The organism is Desulfopila aestuarii DSM 18488, assembly GCF_900143695.1.
Classification (GTDB): domain Bacteria; phylum Desulfobacterota; class Desulfobulbia; order Desulfobulbales; family Desulfocapsaceae; genus Desulfopila; species Desulfopila aestuarii.
On sequence record NZ_FRFE01000014.1, the window covers coordinates 24,994 to 43,035 of the forward strand.

Here is an 18,042-nt window from a genome sequence, read left to right on the forward strand (position 1 = left end):
GCATTCCGGACCGATTTCGGCAACTCAGCCTGCATTCGGTTCGAACAGGAGCCTACTTGGCATCCCGGATGGTACAGTAATCGCTATGGCATTTCTTTTCTTCTTCCTGATAAGCCCGAAGACGCATGATCAGCTCGTCATAATCGACCAGATGGCCGTCAAACTCAGGTCCGTCAACACAGGCAAATTTTGTCTCGCCACCGACGGAAACACGGCAACCGCCGCACATGCCGGTGCCGTCAACCATAATCGGGTTCAGGCTCACCATGGTGGGAACGTTGAACTCTTTGGTGATATTGGAAACAGCCTTCATCATCGGCACAGGGCCGATTCCAACTACCAGTTTCACGTCGCCCTGCTGCAGCACTTCTTTCATTACCTCAGTGACAAAACCGTGATGGCCGTAAGAACCATCGTCAGTACAAATCCGCAGGTCATTGGAAGCGGCTTTCATCTGTTCTTCAAGGATGAGCAGGCTCTTATTACGTGCACCTATAATGCAGGTCACGTCGTTGCCGATCTCTTTTAAGGCACGGGTGATTGGATGCAAAACAGCAACACCGGTACCACCGCCTACGCAGATAACCTTGCCGACCTTCTCGATGTGTGTTGCCTTGCCCAGAGGACCAATGACATCCTGAAAAACATCGCCCACTTTCATGTCCCTGAACAATGCAGTGGACTTACCGACGACCATATAAATGATGGTGACAGTGCCTTTCTCAGGGTTGGTCTCCGCCATTGTCAACGGAATTCTTTCACCTTCCTCGTTAGCCTTCAGGATAATGAATTGACCGGGTTTGGCCTTCTTTGCGATGAGCGGCGCCTCGATTTCATTAAGGATTACCGTCCCTTCAGCCATTTCTTCACGTCTCACAATCTTAAACATACTTTCCTCCGGGTTAAAAATACCATTGGACTGAACATGACATGCCCAGTTGTAACGACGATACGATGATGAACTTCAAAAAATCGAAAAGCCTGCTGGCAGAGAATGTGACTCGGAAGTCGGCACTCGCTACTGCAATGCAAATTATCACTATCAGACGCCATACCTCGTCGATTCATCTCGTGGATAATTCGAGGCCTGAAACTGACCAAACGTTTTCACATCAGGCAACGCTTAGCCCATTTTCTTGGTTCCCGTCAAGCCAGAAAATATTTTTCAGCAAAATTCGTTATTTTGATATTTTCCAGCCCTTTGCACCAAACCAACAAATTGTGCGAACTAAACATTTTGTGCACATTGGCACCCGCCAAAACACCACAGACCAAGGCTCATCATATTGCACAATAGTCATGTCAGGAACACAGATTTCTCTTGTCCGCGAGTTCACAGACGGCGTCAGAACTGATTGCAAATGATGTATTAGCATTACGCGTCGGGTGCGTCCAACACTGTAACAGATTGACAGACTTCGTTAAACCTGAATCGTTGCCTTTTACGAGAAGCCACGTCATCTCGGAAACCCGCAAACACAATTACCATGATTCATGCGTCGAAAGTCACCGTCTGGGTGAGTAAAAATGTTCCTAAAGGATTCCGTGCAGAAATTGTCTACCTACAAAAAAACGCGCAGGAAGATACAGCTATCGGGGAAAGTGACGAAGAAAAGAAATGAAGACCCTGACGCCCCGGAGCAGATTGCCTCGGGGCGTCAGTAAATGATAATCAACCCAGTTTTGCTCGAATAGCGGCAGAGACGTTACGAGTAAGCTCCATCACCTTACGCGCCTGCTCCACACTCACCGTACCGGTTCCGCAGCTGGGTGTGATCAGTGTCTGCCGGAAGATCGTTTCACCATTAATACCCAACGCTTCAAGCTGTGCTGTCTGTGAATACCACATCTCAACCAGCTCATCTACCGTGGCGTTATCGATCAAATCGGCAGCTGTTGGGACAATACCGGTGGCAAGAATGCCGCCCCGTTCCAGAAAACTTTTCAGCTCTTTTGGATAAAGTACCAAACGGTCAAAAAAGCCATAGGCGTCATAGCTCAGCACATCCACACCCGCTTCAAAGAGCAGTGACCATTCGGTATTGGCGCAAACATGGACACCGGTCAGTCCGCCTTCTGCCTTGACAGCGGCAAACACCTCTGCAAGGCATTGAATGATATCCTCTTTGCTGATGGTAATAAAGGCAGAGGTACCAAAACCAGATAACCCAGGCTCATCAAAGAAAACAAGAGCAGGACGGGCGATCTGGGCCATACGTCGGGCCTGATAGGCACCTTTCAAGGCCAGCATCTTGATGGCCGCATCCCGCAGCTGATCGTTATAGAATATCGCCCGGCCAGCCTGGTCAACTACACCAGTGCAAAACGTTACAGGACCGGTGATCTGCCCTTTAAGACCAACCAGCTCGTTTTTCCTTTCTGCGGCAACATCGAGGAATTCGAAAAAACCTTTCGCTACTTGCGGGGTAAGTGCAAACCTTGAATCTTCAAGATCCGATGCCCCCTCGGAAACAAGGAGATACTCCTCGAAAAAAGCGAGGAACTCCTCATCAAAACTCTCCCGCTCCATATTGATGAAGGTCTTGCCATCACAGTCGTCAACACCTGGATATCCAGACAGAAACTGTGGAATCATCCCCTCCTCCCGATACATCGGCAGCTGCGGCCAGATTGGTAGTTGCGGTGTATGGGCGAAAATCATTTCCACCGCCTGGCGGTGATCATTCAAAGGGACGCTTCCTATAAGAAGCGGCAAACAACATGGCGTAAAATCAGACATCTTCAATACCTTCGTTCATGTATGATGGACAGTGCGTTTTTCCAAAAATCCAGAATCTCCAAAAACTTGCCTCTAATTAATAACCACTTTTTTTGGTATCAGCCCTTCCCTCTTCGCCACTCAAATACTATTGTATGTTATGCTTTACAGGTAACCATTGAGTATCTCATGAATTTCGCAAATGTAAAAAAAAAATTGCGAGCAAGAAGTGCACCCGGTTGGGGCAGGCCCATACCGGGCAACATTTAGGGCCATGCCTGATTACCAGAGTGGCCTCCAAACTTCAAGATTCTGAATTTCTTTACCTCGAGGAGCACAACCATGAAAATCGCAATAGACAAAAATGTAGTGGAAATCACCCCTGAAAATGATAACGAAGCAAAGCAGCTTGATGCCCTCTGGAAAGTAGTTGTTGACTGTAACAGCACCAATAAAAAGCTTGTTCCCATCGGTGAGTTTGTCCCGGTAAAATCCACCCTGGCTCGTTTCGCCATCGAGAACTGATCCCTCCCCTCCCCTTGCCCATTCGGACGGTCAGGGGGAGGGCTGCATGATCTCCAGCCTTTCATATCTGGTCAATCCTTCGACCCACCTTGCACCTTAGGCCCACATTGCACTATCACCTCATGTTTCCCTGCGCTTTCAAGGCGATACTACCACTCCGTATCCTTCAGATATATTGAGCAACCACTTAACTCTTATTGATATTCAAGAAAAAATGGCCTGTCACTGGTTCGATTCAGGTGAGGTGGTTACTCGCAATTGCCCATAACTGCTGAATCTCCGCTTACGTCAACGCCGATTCCCTTCTCAATCATCAACGCCCTCTCGTCACCTTATGACAATTTTAGAGCCAATCTAAATAATTGACTTTTAAAATCCCTGTCTGTAGATTCGATTCTGCTTGACTGGCAAGGGCTGGAGAGCAGCCGCTCGGATAACGCAACACATCGCGACCTACCCAGCGCTGCCCCCCCGACTACTGACGACATAACAAGGTTCATGTTGTATGAGGTACAGTCTACTTACATATTCTCACCTGATGCTGCCCGTCGTAGCAACCGACGCGGAAACTGCGGCTTGTCGTCTTTTCCGCCCTGCGGTATCCCGTCAACACCACCCTGTTCAACATTGCGGGTAAGGCGATGATTGTGAGTACTACATTATCACCGAATCTCCCTCTCACCCGCCATACTGTCACATCCAGTATCTTTACTACCCAACTACCCGTGGCCGGACAGCAATGTTTCCAGAAAACAGTGTTTTCTCTTGTCAACACGGGTAGTTCGAATTTAGCACAGCAGAAAAATCCGATACTCCGCGCAAGCAGAGCCGGGGCGACGCCCTTTTTGTCTGCACGGAAAACCACGAACCGCTCTCAACCATCATGGAGGTACAGCTGCGACATGACTGGCGGTGCGTCTACCGCTGCCTGAAGCGTGATGTTGTTCGTTCTGACTGACAATCGAGTTATCCTGCCCCGTTAACGCGGGCAGGGCAGAAAGAGGATTGAGTTTATGGCAGAAAGCAGTATCAAAATCAAAGGCAAGAAAGAGAGCTTCTTCATGGACAAGGTTAAGGAGATTCTGCCGGAAGGCGGGAACTTGAACCTCTGTCTCACCTGCGGCGCCTGCGCCTCAGGATGTCCAGCCACCGGTCTTGCGGATATGGATCCCCGCAAGTTTCTCCGGATGTGCGCCATGGGCATGGATGAAGAAGTGACCACGACTCCCTGGGTCTGGATGTGTACCATGTGTCAACGGTGCATCTATGTCTGCCCCATGAAGATCGACATCCCTCAGTTGGTTTTTAATGCACGAGGCACATGGCCTCGCGACCAACGCCCCAAGGGCATCCGAGATTCCTGTGACATGGCCCTTAGGAACCCCTCTAACAGCGCCATGGGCACAGCCCCCGACGATTTTGTATTCGTCGTTGAAGATGTCCTGGCTGAATATCAGGAAGCACAACCCGAATTCGCCGATATGGTCGCCCCTATCGACAAAGAAGGTGCGCATTTCTTTCTCAATCAGAACTCCCGCGAACCGGTAACCGAACCGGACGAGATGGTACCGCTCTGGAAAATCCTGCATCTGGCCGGCGTTGACTGGACCTACGGATCCAAAGGCTGGGCCGCGGAAAACTATTGTCTGTTCCTGGCAGACAATCAGTGCTGGGAGCATGTCACCAGGGTTTCGGCGAAGCAGGCAGATGACCTGGGGTGCAAGGTCTTTCTCAATACGGAGTGAGGACACATAACATTCTCAGTCCGGGCCGGACTGAAAAAATTCGGAATTGACCACAAATTTGAAGTTGCCTCAATCTATTCGTACTATGCCAAATGGATCCGCGAGGGCCGACTGAAAGTCAGCTCAGAGTGGAACAGAGAACGCAAAGTGAAGTTCACCATTCAGGATCCCTGTCAGATCGTGCGCAAGGGCTTTGGCGACGAAATCGCCGATGACCTTCGGTTCGTGATCAAATCCGTGGTTGGTGAGGAGAACGTCATTGAGATGACACCCAACAAGTCAAACAACTACTGCTGCGGCGGCGGTGGCGGATTCCTGCAGTCAGGATTCACCGAAGAACGCCGGGCTTACGGCAAGAAGAAGTTTGACCAGATTATTGAGACCGGAGCCGACTACTGTATCACCGGCTGCCACAACTGCCACGCGCAGGTCCATGATATCGGGCATCATTTCGGTGGAACATACCAGACCGTACACATCTGGACGCTCATCTGCCTCTCTTTGGGCATTCTTGGACCAAACGAGAGAACGTACTTAGGTGACGACTTGAAAGATGTAGACGTTTTCCACCCAGAATCTTCTCTGTACTGAGATTTAGGCTGATGCACCGGGAAACGATTGAACACCGGAACTGATTGTTGGTTCCGCAAAAAGGCTGAAAATATATAAATTTCCAGCCTTGCAGATGATCGATCAGACTGTCTGTCCTGCAAGGCTGGACGCTTTTTGCGGGGTGATCAACAAATTGAAAAGGAGCTAAAACGTATGACTTTTCAGAAACGATTGGCAGCAAAGGAATTCGTCGTGCTGGCGGAAATGCATACCCCGAAAGGGGTAAACATCTCCCGCCTGGTCAATGATGCCCGCAAGGTCAAGGGCAAGGTAGATGCAGTGGTTATCCCCGGCATGGATAACGGCATCATGCGGATGAGTGCTCTTGGCGGCGGAGTCCTGATGCAGCAACAGGGCATTGAGGCCATCATGCATGTCTATTGTCGAGACCGCAACCGTATGGCCCTGCAGGGCGACATTCTGGCTGCCCATGTGCTGGGTGTCCAGAATCTGATTGTTGCCCACAGCGAGGATATCACCGAAGGCGATCACCGCGAGGCAAAGCCGGTCAACGATATCGACGAGGTCCAGCTGCTCGAGGCAATCGGCAAACTCCAGAAGGGTAAGGACATGGAAGGGTTTGAGCTTGACGGCATCCCCTCCTTTAACACAGGCTGCACTTTTGGTCCATATACCGACCCCAAAAGTATGGAAGCACAACTGAAACTGGCCAAGGCCAAAGTCGAAGCTGGCGCCAAATACATCATCACCCCGCCGGTTTTCGATATGGAGCATTTCAAAGGATTCTATGCCAAGGTGAAAGAACTTGGTGTTCCAGTTATCCCCACCGTGTTCCTCATCAAATCCCTGGCCATCGCCCAGTACATCGCCTCCACCGATCCTGGGGCCCATATCTCCGAAGATGTTATCAGCCGCATCCGCAAATCCAAAGAGCGGGAGCTTGAAGGCATCAAGATCGCAGGCGAAACCATCGCAGCACTTCGCGAACTCGCCCAGGGCGTCATGATCCAGACCCTAGGCTGGGAATACAAACTGCCCGAGATACTCGACGCAGCCGGAATCTGATCGGAACACAGGGACAAGAACCAAATATTATGTTGTTCAACCCTGCTTAACCTGTGCAAATGAAGGGTAGAAATGCAGAACACAAATAGACTCCAAAGCAGCAACAAGGTACTTGTTATCGGCGGAGGTCTCGGTGGTATCCGTACAGCTCTCGATCTGGCAGAGGCGGAAAAGGATGTTATCCTGGTGGATAAAGCCCCGGCAATCGGCGGCCTGATGACCCAGCTTGACCGTACTTTTCCGACCAACAACTGCGATCTGTGCACACTCGCCCCGCATCTTTCGGAAGGCAGTCGCCAGAAGCATATCGAGTTGCTCTCTTTAACCAGCGTAACCGACGTCAAGGGCGAAAAAGGCAACTTCACCGTCAGTCTGAAAACCGCTCCCAGATATATCAACCTCGACAAATGCACCGCCTGCGGCGCGTGCTATAAAGCGTTTCCGGAGTGCGTCACCTTCACTCCGGGTCTTGATCATCGTGCCCCCACCTGTATGCGCTATCCCCAGTCAACTCCGCAAGCCTACGCGGTGGATCTCGCCAAGTGCAGTGATGTGGAAGCGTTGATGAAAGTCTGTCCGACCGGGGCCATCGTTCCGGATGATCTGGGCAGAAACCAGGAAGTAAAGTGCGGCGCCATCGTCTTCAGCCCCGGTGCGGCCCTTTTTGATCCCAGTCATCTCGACTATCTCGCCTATGCTACCAACCCCGATGTGGTAACCGCCCTTGAGTATGAGCGGATCCTCTCTGCATCCGGGCCGACCATGGGCAAATTGACTCGGCCTTCCAACGGTGAACAGCCGAAAAAGATCGCCTGGATCCAGTGTATCGGCTCCCGCGGTCTGCAAAAGGGCTCAGGCGAATACTGCTCGAGCGCCTGCTGCATGTTCGCTTTGAAAGAAGCTATGGTGACCCGTGAGCGCTTCGGTGACGATATCGAAACCACCATCTTCTACATGGACATGCGTACCTTCGGCAAAGACTACGAGCTGTATCTTCAGCGAGCAGTCAATGAGTTCGGTGTTCGCCTGGTCCATAGTCGACCGCACAGTATTCTGCAGCCTGAGGGAGAGACCAAACTGAAACTCTCCTACACCAACGACGGTTCGACCCAGCAGCACGATGAAGATTTTGACATGGTAGTGCTTTCCACCGGCTTTAAGGTGGCCGATGATGTCAAAGTCCTGGCCGGCAAGATGGGAATTGACCTCCATAGCGACGGCTTTCCGAAAACAGAAGGCTTCAATGCCCACGCCACTTCCGTTCCCGGAATTTATGTCTGCGGCACCTTCGAGGCCCCGAAAGATATACCGGAAACGATGGTTCAGGCCAGCGCAGCCGCCTGCCTTGCATCCGGCGACGTTGCCAGCGTAAAAGTCGAAGAAGACACTGAAGATCTCTTCCCGGCCGAGCGTGAAGTCACCGGCGAAGAGCCGAAGGTCGGCGTCTTTATCTGCGACTGCGGCGAGAACATCGGCTCCACCGTCAACGTCGAGACGCTCGTTGAAGATGCCCTGAAACTCTCCAATGTTGCGGTGGCCAAAGCAGTCGGCCATGGTTGCAGTCGGGAATCGATGGCCATCATCAAAAGCGCTATCGAGGAAGAAGGAATCAACCGGGTAGTTATCGGCGGCTGTTCGCCAAGAACTCATCAGGAAAAATTCCAGGATCTCTTGAAGAGTGCAGGACTCAATAAATATCTGCTCGAAATCGCCAATATCCGTGAACAGGCTACCTGGGTACATTCTGGCGATCCGGCAAAAGCCACTGCCAAGGCCTGTGAGCTGATCCGAATGGCCACAGCCGCAGCAGTCAAGGCCCAACCGCTAGCCGATTATACCTTGCCGATGAACAAGGATGTACTGGTTGTCGGTGGGGGCGTTACCGGTATGACCACGGCGCTTGAGCTGGCAGACAAAGGCTCGAAAGTCTACCTCGCTGAAAAGACCAAAGAGCTTGGCGGCGTTGCCAACAAGCTGAAGAAAACCCTTGAGGGTGCAAACGTTCAGGAGTTTGTGGCAGACTTGGTCGCCAAAACCAAGGCTCATGAGAATATTGAAGTAATCACAAGCGCCCTGATCGTTGATCATATCGGTATGCCGGGTATGTTCAAGACCGGTATGCAGGTTGGACGACAGATGTTCTACCGTCAGATTGAGCACGGAGTAACAATTATGGCCACCGGGGCTAAGCCTAACCGCCCCAAAGCCTACATGCTCGATGAATGCGACAAGGTCGTCACCCAGATCGAGATCCAGAATCTGATCGAGGAACAGCCGGATGTCGTAAAAGGCTGGGACAACGTGGTGATGATTCAGTGTGTCGGTTCGCGCATTCCGGACAATCCCAACTGTTCCCGCATCTGCTGTCAGAACGCCGTGAAAAATTCACTCCGTATTCTGGAGTTGAACCCCAACGCACGCATTTTTGTGCTCTACCGGGATATGCGGACCTACGGACGGCAGGAAGAGTATTATCGCAAAGCCAGGGCAAAAGGTGTCATGTTTGTACGCTACGACCTCGACAATACCCCGCAGGTCGATGCGGTGGACGGACTGGTGGATGTCACCTACCATGACCCGATTCTCGGGATGAAGGTCACGGTCAGTGCCGACTGCCTCTGCCTCAGCACCGGTCTTATCGCCGACCACGATTCCAACGAGGAATTGGCGATGACCTTCAAGCTGCCGCGCACCGTCGACGGCTATTTCCTTGAAGATCATGTCAAACTCAGACCGGTGGATCTACCGGTACCCGGCTTCTTTGTCGCGGGAACCGCCCATTCGCCCAAGACCATTCGGGAAAGCGTTACCCAGGCACGGGCCGCTGCATCGCGCGCCCAAACCATGCTCGCACGCGATGTCATAAACCTCGGTGCGCGGGTTGCAAGGGTCGACAAGAAGAAGTGCGCAACCTGTCTGGTCTGCGTACGGGCCTGTCCGTTTGATATTCCGTTTATCAATGCTGACAGGTACTCCGAGATCGATCCTGCCAAGTGCCATGGCTGCGGTGCCTGCGTCTCCGAATGTCCGGCCAAAGCCATTCAGCTTATGGAGTTCGAGGATGACCGGATACTCGCCAAGCTGGAAGAACTTTTTGAGAAGGTGGAAGCATAATGGAAAATTTTGAACCGGTAATTGTGGCCTTCTGCTGCCACTACTGTGCCTATACCGCGGCGGATATGGCTGGGACCCAGAGACTCACCTATCCCTCCAATGTCAAAATCATTCGCGTCCCCTGTTCCTGCAAGGTTGACGCCCTGCATTTGGTCAAAGCTTTTGAAAAAGGTGCCGACGGCGTCTATGTCGCCGGTTGCCTCAAAGGCGACTGCCATTTCAACAATGGTAATGACCGGGCAGCCAGCAGGGTCGCCTACGTCAAGAAGTATTTGGAAGAGTTAGGTATCGAAAGCGAGAGGCTGGCAATGTTTCGCATGTCGGCGGGCATGGGTTTTCAGTTCGCCCAGACCGCCAAGGACATGACGGAAAAAATCCGGGAGCTTGGACCAAGTCCGATCAATGTTGCCAAGGCCCAGTTAAAGGGAGAGGCTGCGTGAGCAGAGGTTAACCCAAGAAGGAGAATGAATTACAATGATCACCGCTGAACGTAAACCTTTAGAAGAAATCATAGCCTGCGTCGCGCCTTTTCGAAAAGTCCTGCTCGTCGGCTGCAATGAGTGCGTCACGGTCTGTGCCGCCGGTGGCCGCAAGGAAGTCGGACTGCTTGCCTCCGGGCTGCATATGGCTCTTCTGCAACAGGGCAAGAGCGTGGAAATCCGCGAGCACACCCTGGAGCGCCAATGCGATCCCGAGTATGTCGAAGAGCTCAACTCCTTGATCGACGGTGCCGACGCTGTACTGTCCATGGCCTGTGGCTGTGGCGTACAGACCATCGCCGGCCGTTACAAGGACAAGCCGGTCTTTCCTGCAGTAAATACCAAATTTATGGGCGCTTCCGAACGTCAGGGCGTCTGGGCTGAACGCTGCCAGGGTTGCGGCAACTGTCTGCTCGGCCAGACCGGTGGCATCTGCCCCATCGCCAGATGTGCCAAACGACTGATGAACGGCCCCTGTGGCGGTTCTACCAAAGGCAGCTGCGAGATCGATCCGGATACAGACTGCGCATGGCAACTCATATGGGACCGGCTCAAAGCACTGGGCCTGACCGAGAACTATGTGGAAATGATCCCGGCCAAAGATTGGCGGACCAGCATCGGCAATGGCCCCCGTAAGATTATCAGAGAGGATTTGGCAGAATGAAAACAGATAGCAAGTTAGAAAAAATATTAGCCGCAGGTCATCTGGCAGTCACCGGCGAATGTGGTCCGCCACGCGGGTGTATGCCGGATAAAGTTCGCGAAAAAGCCAAGTACCTGGAAGGCGTTGTCGATGCCGTCAACATCACCGACAACCAGACCGCTATGGTTCGTATGTCAAGCTTTGCCGCATCGGTTATAGTGAAGCAGGAAGGGCTCAACCCTCTCCTGCAGATGGTATCCCGTGACCGTAATCGCCTTTCCATGCAGGCAGACATCATCGGCGCCTATTCACTTGGCATCGACACCATGCTCTGCCTCTCTGGCGACCATACCAGATTTGGCGATCATCCAATGGCCCTCAATGTTCACGACCTTGATTCAATCCAGATGATCAAGATGGTCAAGGATATGCGTGATGAAGGCAAGTTCCAGGGCGGTGCTGAGATCAAAGGGGCTCCAAAGATGTTCATCGGTGCTGCAGCAAACCCCTTTGCCGACCCGTTTGAACTGCGGGTCATGCGCCTTGCCAAGAAAATCAACGCCGGTGCTGACTTCATTCAAACCCAGTGCATCTTCAATGTCCCGAAATTTGAGCAGTGGATGGAAGGCGTTCGCAAAATGGGGTTGCACAAGAAGACCTACATCCTGGCCGGTGTCACCCCGATGAAGTCCGTCGGCGCCGCCCGTTTCATGCAGAAAAGAGTACCAGGCATGGACGTTCCTCAGGAATTGGTTGATCGTATGGCTTCCGTTCCCAAAGAAGAGCAGGCGGAAGAAGGTGTGAAAATCTGTGTTGAAACCATCCAGCGACTGAAACAAGTTGAAGGTGTCTCCGGTTTCCACATCATGGCAATCGAATGGGAAGAAAAAGTTCCAGAAATTTGCGAAAGAGCGGGACTTCTTCCAAGACCTCAGGTATAAAAATGATAATAAAAACTCAATTCAACCTCGTCCAAGGAGGAATTACACGTGAGCGATAAGCAACTGATTTTGGTCGTAGACGACGATACGGATCTCGTGGAAATGGTCTCCATGAAGCTGGAGAATGAGAACTTCCGGGTAGCCAAGGCCTATGACGGAATCGAGGCGATGGACAAGATCAAGGAAGAACGCCCCGCCCTGATCATTCTCGATGTCATGATGCCGCGAAAAGACGGCTACACGCTTTGTGATGAATTGAAAAAATCCGATGAGTACAAGGATATTTGTATTGTCCTTCTCACTGCAGTGACCGAGGCCATCGGCTCAACCAACTACACCCACATGGGTGGTAAAACTACACTGGCAAACGACTTTATTCCGAAACCGATCGATCTGGATAAGCTCGTCTCCATCGTCAAAGACAACCTGTAAGAACAAGAACCCTCCGCCGGTCTTTTCCCCAATTTTGGGAAAAGACCGGCGTTTTTCGCATCATAGGAGAGGTATGCCTAAAGGTCCCGCAGAGATTCACGACAGAATCAGCATTGGCGGGATAAAGCTGAGCCCGGAGCTGGCTCAGTTCTCCTGTAGCTGCCCTAAAAACGACCCCAATTTTCTCACCTCGCTGCTTCAAGCAATCGCCGGACAACAGATCAATATTGTCTACTTCAGTCTCACAGATGCGGGCGACAACTTCAATTTGAGCTTTTGCATCGAGGCTGTTCATCATCCCAATGTCGTAGGCCTTTTTCCGCATTTTGACTACCAGGTCAGCCAGGTCCAGCATCTTGATTCTGTAGGAACTGTCACCATATTCCCCCATCGCAACAGCTTGAATCTGCTTGGCCGGGTGCTCGCCACCTGCGGCGCCGATAATCTTTCCATTTTCGGATTGCTTACCTCGATCTCCGCACTCTCCTTCACAGCACCCTACTCGAGCCTCGACGACACCGTCACAAAGCTCACAACCTTGTTGGACCTGCCGGATAATCACGCACCTTTCAGGCCCCAATCGATACTGGTAAATATGGTTGAGACTGTAGCCGTCTATTGGGAGCCGGTAATCCGGGTGTATGGCATTGACATCGTGAAGGATGTGGCATTGCTCGAACTCACCTTCCGACCTGAAGACTGTGCACTTCTCGGTCAACTACTTATGCAGTTCAAAGAAGAAGGTCGAGGCTTTGTCATGGTCCTGCTGGAGACGACCGCCACTGGTAATCTTCGCATTTACCTCGCCCTACGTCAGGAAGTGGCTACGAGATTTCACCAACAGCTTGAGAATTTCACCCAAAAAGACTACACATTAAGTGCCAGACTGACAGAACAGGTTGAGGTGCTCTTTTTTCATGGCCCCCACTTCCAGGACCGGTATGGCATTGTCGAGGCGCTTTTTCGCTCAGTTAACCAGCAGGAAATCACTCTGCATCTGGTCGGTTGCACTGGCACCAGCGTCTATCTTGTAGTCGGTGATGGCGAGGCCACACGTGCCCGCGATATGCTGGCTGGAGATTTTGTCGTCCCCTGAACGGCACGACTCCCCACCTATATCCTCAAGCGTTCTATCGCTACAGCATGTACGAGGCCTATGGAACTATTCATACATGAACTTGACTGGCGAGTCCGTATCTTTGATGCGCTGTCGTATCCGACCCTCATTCTCAGGCCGGACCGCACCATCATCGCGGTCAACAAGGTTTTTCTCAGTAAATACAATGTTACTGAGGAAGAGGTCGTTGGCAAGACATGCCACGACGACGTGCTACCCACCCACAGCAGCCCCAAGATCCCCTGTACCACTGACTTTTGCCCACACCTCACCGCCAAGGAATCCGCCAAAACCCGGTCTATTCAGGTTCAAACCAAAGACAAAGATGGCAACCCTTGCTGGGAAGAGCGAGTTTTCTCACCGATCATCGATGAGAACGGCAATGTCAAATATATCATCGAGTCGATTCGCGATATCAGCCGGGTCAAAAATCTCGAAAAGAAATATAGTGAGATGCGTGAGCTCATCGACAAGGTCGTGCAGAGCTCTGTCAGCGGCATCATGGCTGCCGATCGTTCCGGCAACATTATTCTCATGAACGAAGCGGCCGAGAAGCTTTTTGGGTATTCCATTCTCGATGCCAACGAAGTCAACATTGAAAATTTTTATCCAGCTGGAGTCGCCCGTGAGATCATGCGCAAACTCCGGGATGAATCCCTCGGTGGCAAAGGCAAACTCCCCATCACCAACGTCAATATCCTCACCCACAATAAAGAGGAAGTTCCCGTCGAGATGACCGCCGCCATCATCTATGAAGGAGAAAGAGAAGCCGCTACCGCCGCCATCTTCAACGATCTTCGGGAAAAATATGCTGTTGCCAAAAAGCTTGAAGAGGCTGAAGAACAACTGGCCCATTCGGAAAAACTCGCCTCCATTGGTCGGCTTGCCGCCGGTGTTGCCCATGAGATCAACAATCCGCTCACCTCGATTTTACTGTATGGCAACATGATGTATGAAGCCCTCGAGGCGGATCATCCCCTCTCAGAAAATCTCAGGTTTATCCTAGAAGATGCCCAACGATGTACTGAAATCGTCAAGAACCTTCTGGCCTACTCCCGCCAGGCTGCCCCTTCCCGTGCCGTGTTTTATCTGAATAACATGGTCAACGAGAGTCTGGCGCTTATCCGTGACCAGAAGTTTTTTATGAATGTCAACGTTGTCAAGAATTTCGATGACCACCAGATTCTCGTCAATGCAGACAAAAATCAACTCTGCCAGGTGCTGATCAACCTGCTCATTAACGCCTTCGACGCCATGGAGCACAAGGGCACCCTCACCCTCACCACCTATCGGGATCTTGAGAATCACCGGGCATTTATCGAAGTGAGCGACACGGGCTGCGGTATTCCCGAACAAAACCTTTCCAAGATCTTCGATCCGTTTTTTACAACCAAAGAGCTTGGCAAGGGTACTGGCCTCGGGCTCAGTATGGCTTATGGAATCATGAAGGAAAATCAGGGTTCCATTTCTATCAAATCGACAGGCCCAGAAGGAACAACCATTCTACTGGAACTCCCTGAGGAACCGGTTACCGACGAGTTTGCCTTTGTCTCAATCGGCTGAGAACGATTTCTCTCCCAGGCTGATGACACCATGTACAGGTCTAGCTGACACCGTGTTTTTTTATCTGTTACGACATTATCCAATCACGTTTTATGAGGAGATATCATCATCTCAAACCCCTTGCCTAAAGTCGAAATCAACAAGAAAAATGAAATAATAGAATAAAAAAATATTATAAGAATTGTGGAATTCACGCACGATACCAGTTATAAGAAATGATGGGTTCTCGACCAAGTCTGAATGCAATTTATCAATCGACGCTCGGCCCCATGGAGAAAACGCCACATGGTGTCCCAGCCTTGAGGAGGAGCCGCACGCCTGTTCACATTGCATTTGAATGTGCAAGATAGTGACATTTCACACCTCGTGTTTTGTGAAACGCTAGTCCGATAAATCCATCAACATTACAGAGGGTAAAGAGACTTATTATGAATTTCAGCACACTTCTGGCATTGTCTGTTGTTATCTGTCTGGTCGGTTTGGCTCTACGTTTATACGTCTGGTTTTCTCAGGGAATCCACCCCCCCACCTCGTCTCTTTCGCTTGGAGATAGAATCAGCGCCGGACTTCAGTCCACAAGCAAGGTTCTATTTGGCGGTGGCATTGTGACCATCATCAAGTCATTTTTTTCCGATCTCCTTTTTCAACAGCGGATCATTCAGAAATCAGCGTTACGCTGGGCTGCCCATACCCTCATCTTCACCGGCTTCATCCTGCTGCTACTGATGCACGGCATGGAAACTGTAATCAGCCAGAAACTCTTTACCGGGTACGAGTCAACCCTGAACCCTTATCTCTTTCTCCGCAACCTTTTCGGCCTGATGGTCCTGGCCGGGGTTGGCATCGCCGTTTATCGTCGCATTACTTTAAAACCAAAGCGACTCAAGTCCTATCCAAGTGATTGGGCCGCTCTTATTTTTGTCGGCGGCATCATCCTCTCAGGCATGCTGCTAGAAGGTTCCCGCATCTCCTCCTACACCATTTTCCAGGGTATGGTTGAGGAGTATGGAGCTTTTGATGAAGATGAAACACTTGCCCTCGAAGCGTTCTGGGTTGCTGAAAACGGTTTGGTTTCACCCAATATCTCCGGCCCCATCAATCAGGAACAGATCGAGATGGGCCGCGAGGCCAACGGTAGCAGTTGTATTGAATGCCACGCAGCCAACAGCTCCGCTTTTGCCAGCTTCACCCTGAAAGGTATAACAAGGCCTTTTGCCTGGATATTGGGTGACTCAGCAGCTGTGAGCTTCTTCACTTTCCTTCATGCTGCTTTCTGCCTCGCCTTTCTTGCCTGGCTGCCATTCAGCAAGATGTTCCATGTGGTGGCTGCACCAGTGAGTCTTCTGGTCAACAGCATCCTTGGCAAGGAAAATGGGACACCTGCCAACCTGCTCAATCGTCAGATGGTTGGCCTTTCCGCCTGTACACATTGCGGTTCCTGCTCTCTTGAATGTTCGTCGAGCATGTTTTTTGAGTCGTTTAACAACGACTTCATACTTCCGTCTGAAAAGGTCCAGTTTCTTAAAAAACTGGCCGCTGGTAAGGATATTGACCGGGCAACCAAAAAGCGCCTGCAGGAAGGGCTCTATGTCTGCACCAGTTGCGACCGATGTACCGATATCTGTCCATCCGGCATCAATCTAAAAGAAATATTCGTCAGTGCCCGTTATGCTCTTTTGGCCGATGGCACCCCCGAAAAAACCCTGCTCAGCCACTTTTCTTTCCCGCTGGCCTTGGCCCAGAGATACACCGGTGATCATCTAAAAGCGTTAAAAGCCGTAGAAGAGGTATTCAGGAAAACTCTGCAGAAGTTGACCGACCTGACACTGCCGCTCTCACTTTCCCGCTCAAAAGAAATGGTCAACCAGAGCTATAAGAGCTGCTACTCCTGTCAGCGCTGCACCAATATCTGCCCCGTGGTACGTAGTTATGACAACCCGATAGAAGCCCTCGACATGCTGCCTCATCAACTCATCTATAGTATCGGGATCGGCAACACCGAAGTTGCAATGGGCGCAAAAATGATCTGGAGCTGTTCTACCTGCTACCTTTGCCAGGAACACTGCCCCAATCAAGTCGAATTGACCGACATCTTCTATACCCTGAAGAATAAGGCATTGAAGAAAATAGATTCTGGAGAGAACTCATGAAATACGCATTCTTTCAAGGCTGCAACATCCCTGTTCGCATTCAGCAGTACGCACTTGCCACTGAAGCAGTATTGAACAAGTTCGGCGTTGAGCTGCAGGTCATGCGCGATTTCAATTGCTGCGGCTATCCGATGCGCAATGTTGATGAAAAGTCCTATATTCTGCCCTCGGTACGTAACCTCGCCGTCGCGGAAAAAGCAGGTCTCGATATCATGGTGATCTGCAACTGCTGCTTTCAGAGTCTGAAGAAAGCTGCCAGTATAATGGCTAAAAATCCCGAACTCGCCGCTGAGCTGAACGGGATGTTAGCCAAAGAGGGGCTCCGCTATACTGGAGCAACCACAATTAAGCATTACCTTACCGTGCTCCACACCGATATCGGAATTGCAGCCATCAAGGAAAAGCTTGTCTACCGCTTCAAAGGTCTCAACAGTGCGGTAATCCACGGCTGCCACCTGCTTCGTCCCCGGGAGATTATGGGTTTCGACGACTCCTTCGTGCCGAAAATCACCGAAGATCTCATGGCTGTTGCTGGTGCGACGAGTCTCGACTGGCTGGGTCGTCTTGAATGTTGTGGAGCCGCATTGGCCGGCTTCAACGATGAGCTTTCGATCAGGTTGCTCAATGAAAAAATATCCGGAGCCAAGGCTGCAGGAGCCCAATACATCACCCCCATCTGTTCCTACTGCCATCTCCAGTTCGACACGGCACAGGTCAACAGCCTCAAGGATGAGTCGGCTGCTGAACCCTTCCCGGTATTACTCTATCCGCAGCTGCTTGGGCTCTGTCTCGGTATCGATGCAGCATCACTGGGTTTAGCCCAGAACCAGACAATCACCAGCCAGCATATAAGTAATCTGACCGCCCTCCTCGGGCCACCAGTGGAAGAGAAAAAATCCCGCAAAAAGGCTAAAGCTACTTCATAAAAATTACCTGTAATCTCTTGCCTTCCCCGGCAAGTTGACAGCCGCCTCCC

At 51.2% G+C, this 18,042-nt stretch carries 15 protein-coding genes; 13 read left to right on the forward strand and 2 right to left on the reverse strand.

Annotation, left to right across the window (positions count from 1 at the left end):
- Positions 1-52 precede the first annotated feature (52 nt).
- Positions 53-889: a sulfide/dihydroorotate dehydrogenase-like FAD/NAD-binding protein gene (locus BUF15_RS14160; RefSeq protein ID WP_073614216.1), complete on the reverse strand. Its 837-nt coding sequence runs from the start codon at positions 887-889 to the stop codon at positions 53-55.
- 65 nt (positions 890-954) lie between these two features.
- Between BUF15_RS14160 and BUF15_RS14165 the strand changes: the two genes are divergently transcribed.
- Complete coding sequence (locus BUF15_RS14165) at positions 955-1,365, forward strand: hypothetical protein (RefSeq protein WP_073614217.1); 411 nt, start codon at positions 955-957, stop codon at positions 1,363-1,365.
- 307 nt (positions 1,366-1,672) lie between these two features.
- Here the strand turns inward: BUF15_RS14165 and BUF15_RS14170 are convergent, their stop codons facing one another.
- The gene (locus BUF15_RS14170; protein ID WP_234981182.1) at positions 1,673-2,689 is read right to left on the reverse strand and encodes a uroporphyrinogen decarboxylase/cobalamine-independent methonine synthase family protein; all 1,017 of its coding nucleotides are present in this window, start codon (positions 2,687-2,689) and stop codon (positions 1,673-1,675) included.
- A gap of 372 nt (positions 2,690-3,061) precedes the next feature.
- On the opposite strand from BUF15_RS14170, the gene BUF15_RS14175 reads away from it, so the two are divergent.
- The 12 genes from BUF15_RS14175 (at position 3,062) to BUF15_RS14235 (ending at position 17,992) form a co-directional block, all read left to right on the forward strand.
- The gene (locus tag BUF15_RS14175) at positions 3,062-3,244 is read left to right on the forward strand and encodes a hypothetical protein (protein WP_073614219.1); all 183 of its coding nucleotides are present in this window, start codon (positions 3,062-3,064) and stop codon (positions 3,242-3,244) included.
- 1,013 nt (positions 3,245-4,257) lie between these two features.
- Positions 4,258-5,580 carry a (Fe-S)-binding protein gene (locus BUF15_RS26600; protein ID WP_084554007.1) on the forward strand — a complete coding sequence of 441 codons (1,323 nt, stop codon included), beginning with the start codon at positions 4,258-4,260 and terminating at the stop codon, positions 5,578-5,580.
- A 174-nt stretch (positions 5,581-5,754) separates the two neighbouring features.
- A complete protein-coding gene (locus BUF15_RS14190; RefSeq protein ID WP_073614222.1) occupies positions 5,755-6,627 on the forward strand; it encodes a methylenetetrahydrofolate reductase in 873 nt (290 codons plus the stop codon).
- A 72-nt stretch (positions 6,628-6,699) separates the two neighbouring features.
- Complete coding sequence (locus tag BUF15_RS14195; protein WP_073614223.1) at positions 6,700-9,741, forward strand: FAD-dependent oxidoreductase; 3,042 nt, start codon at positions 6,700-6,702, stop codon at positions 9,739-9,741.
- Entirely contained in the window at positions 9,741-10,181 is a 441-nt protein-coding gene (locus BUF15_RS14200) for a hydrogenase iron-sulfur subunit (protein WP_073614224.1), read from the forward strand. Before BUF15_RS14195 ends, BUF15_RS14200 begins: the two co-directional genes overlap by 1 nt.
- Before the next feature lie 34 nt (positions 10,182-10,215).
- Entirely contained in the window at positions 10,216-10,884 is a 669-nt protein-coding gene (locus tag BUF15_RS14205) for a methylenetetrahydrofolate reductase C-terminal domain-containing protein (protein WP_073614225.1), read from the forward strand.
- The gene (locus tag BUF15_RS14210; RefSeq protein ID WP_073614226.1) at positions 10,881-11,804 is read left to right on the forward strand and encodes a methylenetetrahydrofolate reductase; all 924 of its coding nucleotides are present in this window, start codon (positions 10,881-10,883) and stop codon (positions 11,802-11,804) included. The genes BUF15_RS14205 and BUF15_RS14210 overlap by 4 nt, the downstream gene beginning before the upstream one ends.
- Positions 11,805-11,852: 48 nt before the next feature.
- Positions 11,853-12,236 (forward strand): response regulator, encoded by a 384-nt coding sequence (locus BUF15_RS14215; protein ID WP_073614228.1) that lies wholly within the window; start codon positions 11,853-11,855, stop codon positions 12,234-12,236.
- A gap of 73 nt (positions 12,237-12,309) precedes the next feature.
- Positions 12,310-13,332, forward strand: a complete 1,023-nt coding sequence (locus tag BUF15_RS14220; protein ID WP_073614230.1) for a hypothetical protein — start codon at positions 12,310-12,312, stop codon at positions 13,330-13,332.
- A 60-nt stretch (positions 13,333-13,392) separates the two neighbouring features.
- The gene (locus BUF15_RS14225) at positions 13,393-14,916 is read left to right on the forward strand and encodes a PAS domain-containing sensor histidine kinase (RefSeq protein ID WP_073614231.1); all 1,524 of its coding nucleotides are present in this window, start codon (positions 13,393-13,395) and stop codon (positions 14,914-14,916) included.
- 428 nt (positions 14,917-15,344) lie between these two features.
- On the forward strand, positions 15,345-17,066 hold the full coding sequence (locus BUF15_RS14230) for a 4Fe-4S dicluster domain-containing protein (protein WP_073614232.1): 1,722 nt from the start codon (positions 15,345-15,347) through the stop codon (positions 17,064-17,066).
- Complete coding sequence (locus BUF15_RS14235; RefSeq protein WP_073614233.1) at positions 17,063-17,992, forward strand: CoB--CoM heterodisulfide reductase iron-sulfur subunit B family protein; 930 nt, start codon at positions 17,063-17,065, stop codon at positions 17,990-17,992. The genes BUF15_RS14230 and BUF15_RS14235 overlap by 4 nt, the downstream gene beginning before the upstream one ends.
- The last annotated feature ends 50 nt before the right edge of the window (positions 17,993-18,042 follow it).

Bases quoted from the DNA above. Each gene is read 5' to 3' on its own strand.
- BUF15_RS14210 (WP_073614226.1), top strand. From the start codon at position 10,881: ATGAAAACAGATAGCAAGTTAGAAAAAATATTAGCCGCAGGTCATCTG.
- BUF15_RS14165 (WP_073614217.1), top strand. From the start codon at position 955: ATGATGAACTTCAAAAAATCGAAAAGCCTGCTGGCAGAGAATGTGACT.
- BUF15_RS14200 (WP_073614224.1), top strand. From the start codon at position 9,741: ATGGAAAATTTTGAACCGGTAATTGTGGCCTTCTGCTGCCACTACTGT.
- BUF15_RS14225 (WP_073614231.1), top strand. From the start codon at position 13,393: ATGGAACTATTCATACATGAACTTGACTGGCGAGTCCGTATCTTTGAT.
- BUF15_RS14235 (WP_073614233.1), top strand. From the start codon at position 17,063: ATGAAATACGCATTCTTTCAAGGCTGCAACATCCCTGTTCGCATTCAG.
- BUF15_RS14230 (WP_073614232.1), top strand. From the start codon at position 15,345: ATGAATTTCAGCACACTTCTGGCATTGTCTGTTGTTATCTGTCTGGTC.
- BUF15_RS14220 (WP_073614230.1), top strand. From the start codon at position 12,310: ATGCCTAAAGGTCCCGCAGAGATTCACGACAGAATCAGCATTGGCGGG.
- BUF15_RS14205 (WP_073614225.1), top strand. From the start codon at position 10,216: ATGATCACCGCTGAACGTAAACCTTTAGAAGAAATCATAGCCTGCGTC.
- BUF15_RS14160 (WP_073614216.1), bottom strand. From the start codon at position 889: ATGTTTAAGATTGTGAGACGTGAAGAAATGGCTGAAGGGACGGTAATC.
- BUF15_RS14190 (WP_073614222.1), top strand. From the start codon at position 5,755: ATGACTTTTCAGAAACGATTGGCAGCAAAGGAATTCGTCGTGCTGGCG.
- BUF15_RS14175 (WP_073614219.1), top strand. From the start codon at position 3,062: ATGAAAATCGCAATAGACAAAAATGTAGTGGAAATCACCCCTGAAAAT.
- BUF15_RS14195 (WP_073614223.1), top strand. From the start codon at position 6,700: ATGCAGAACACAAATAGACTCCAAAGCAGCAACAAGGTACTTGTTATC.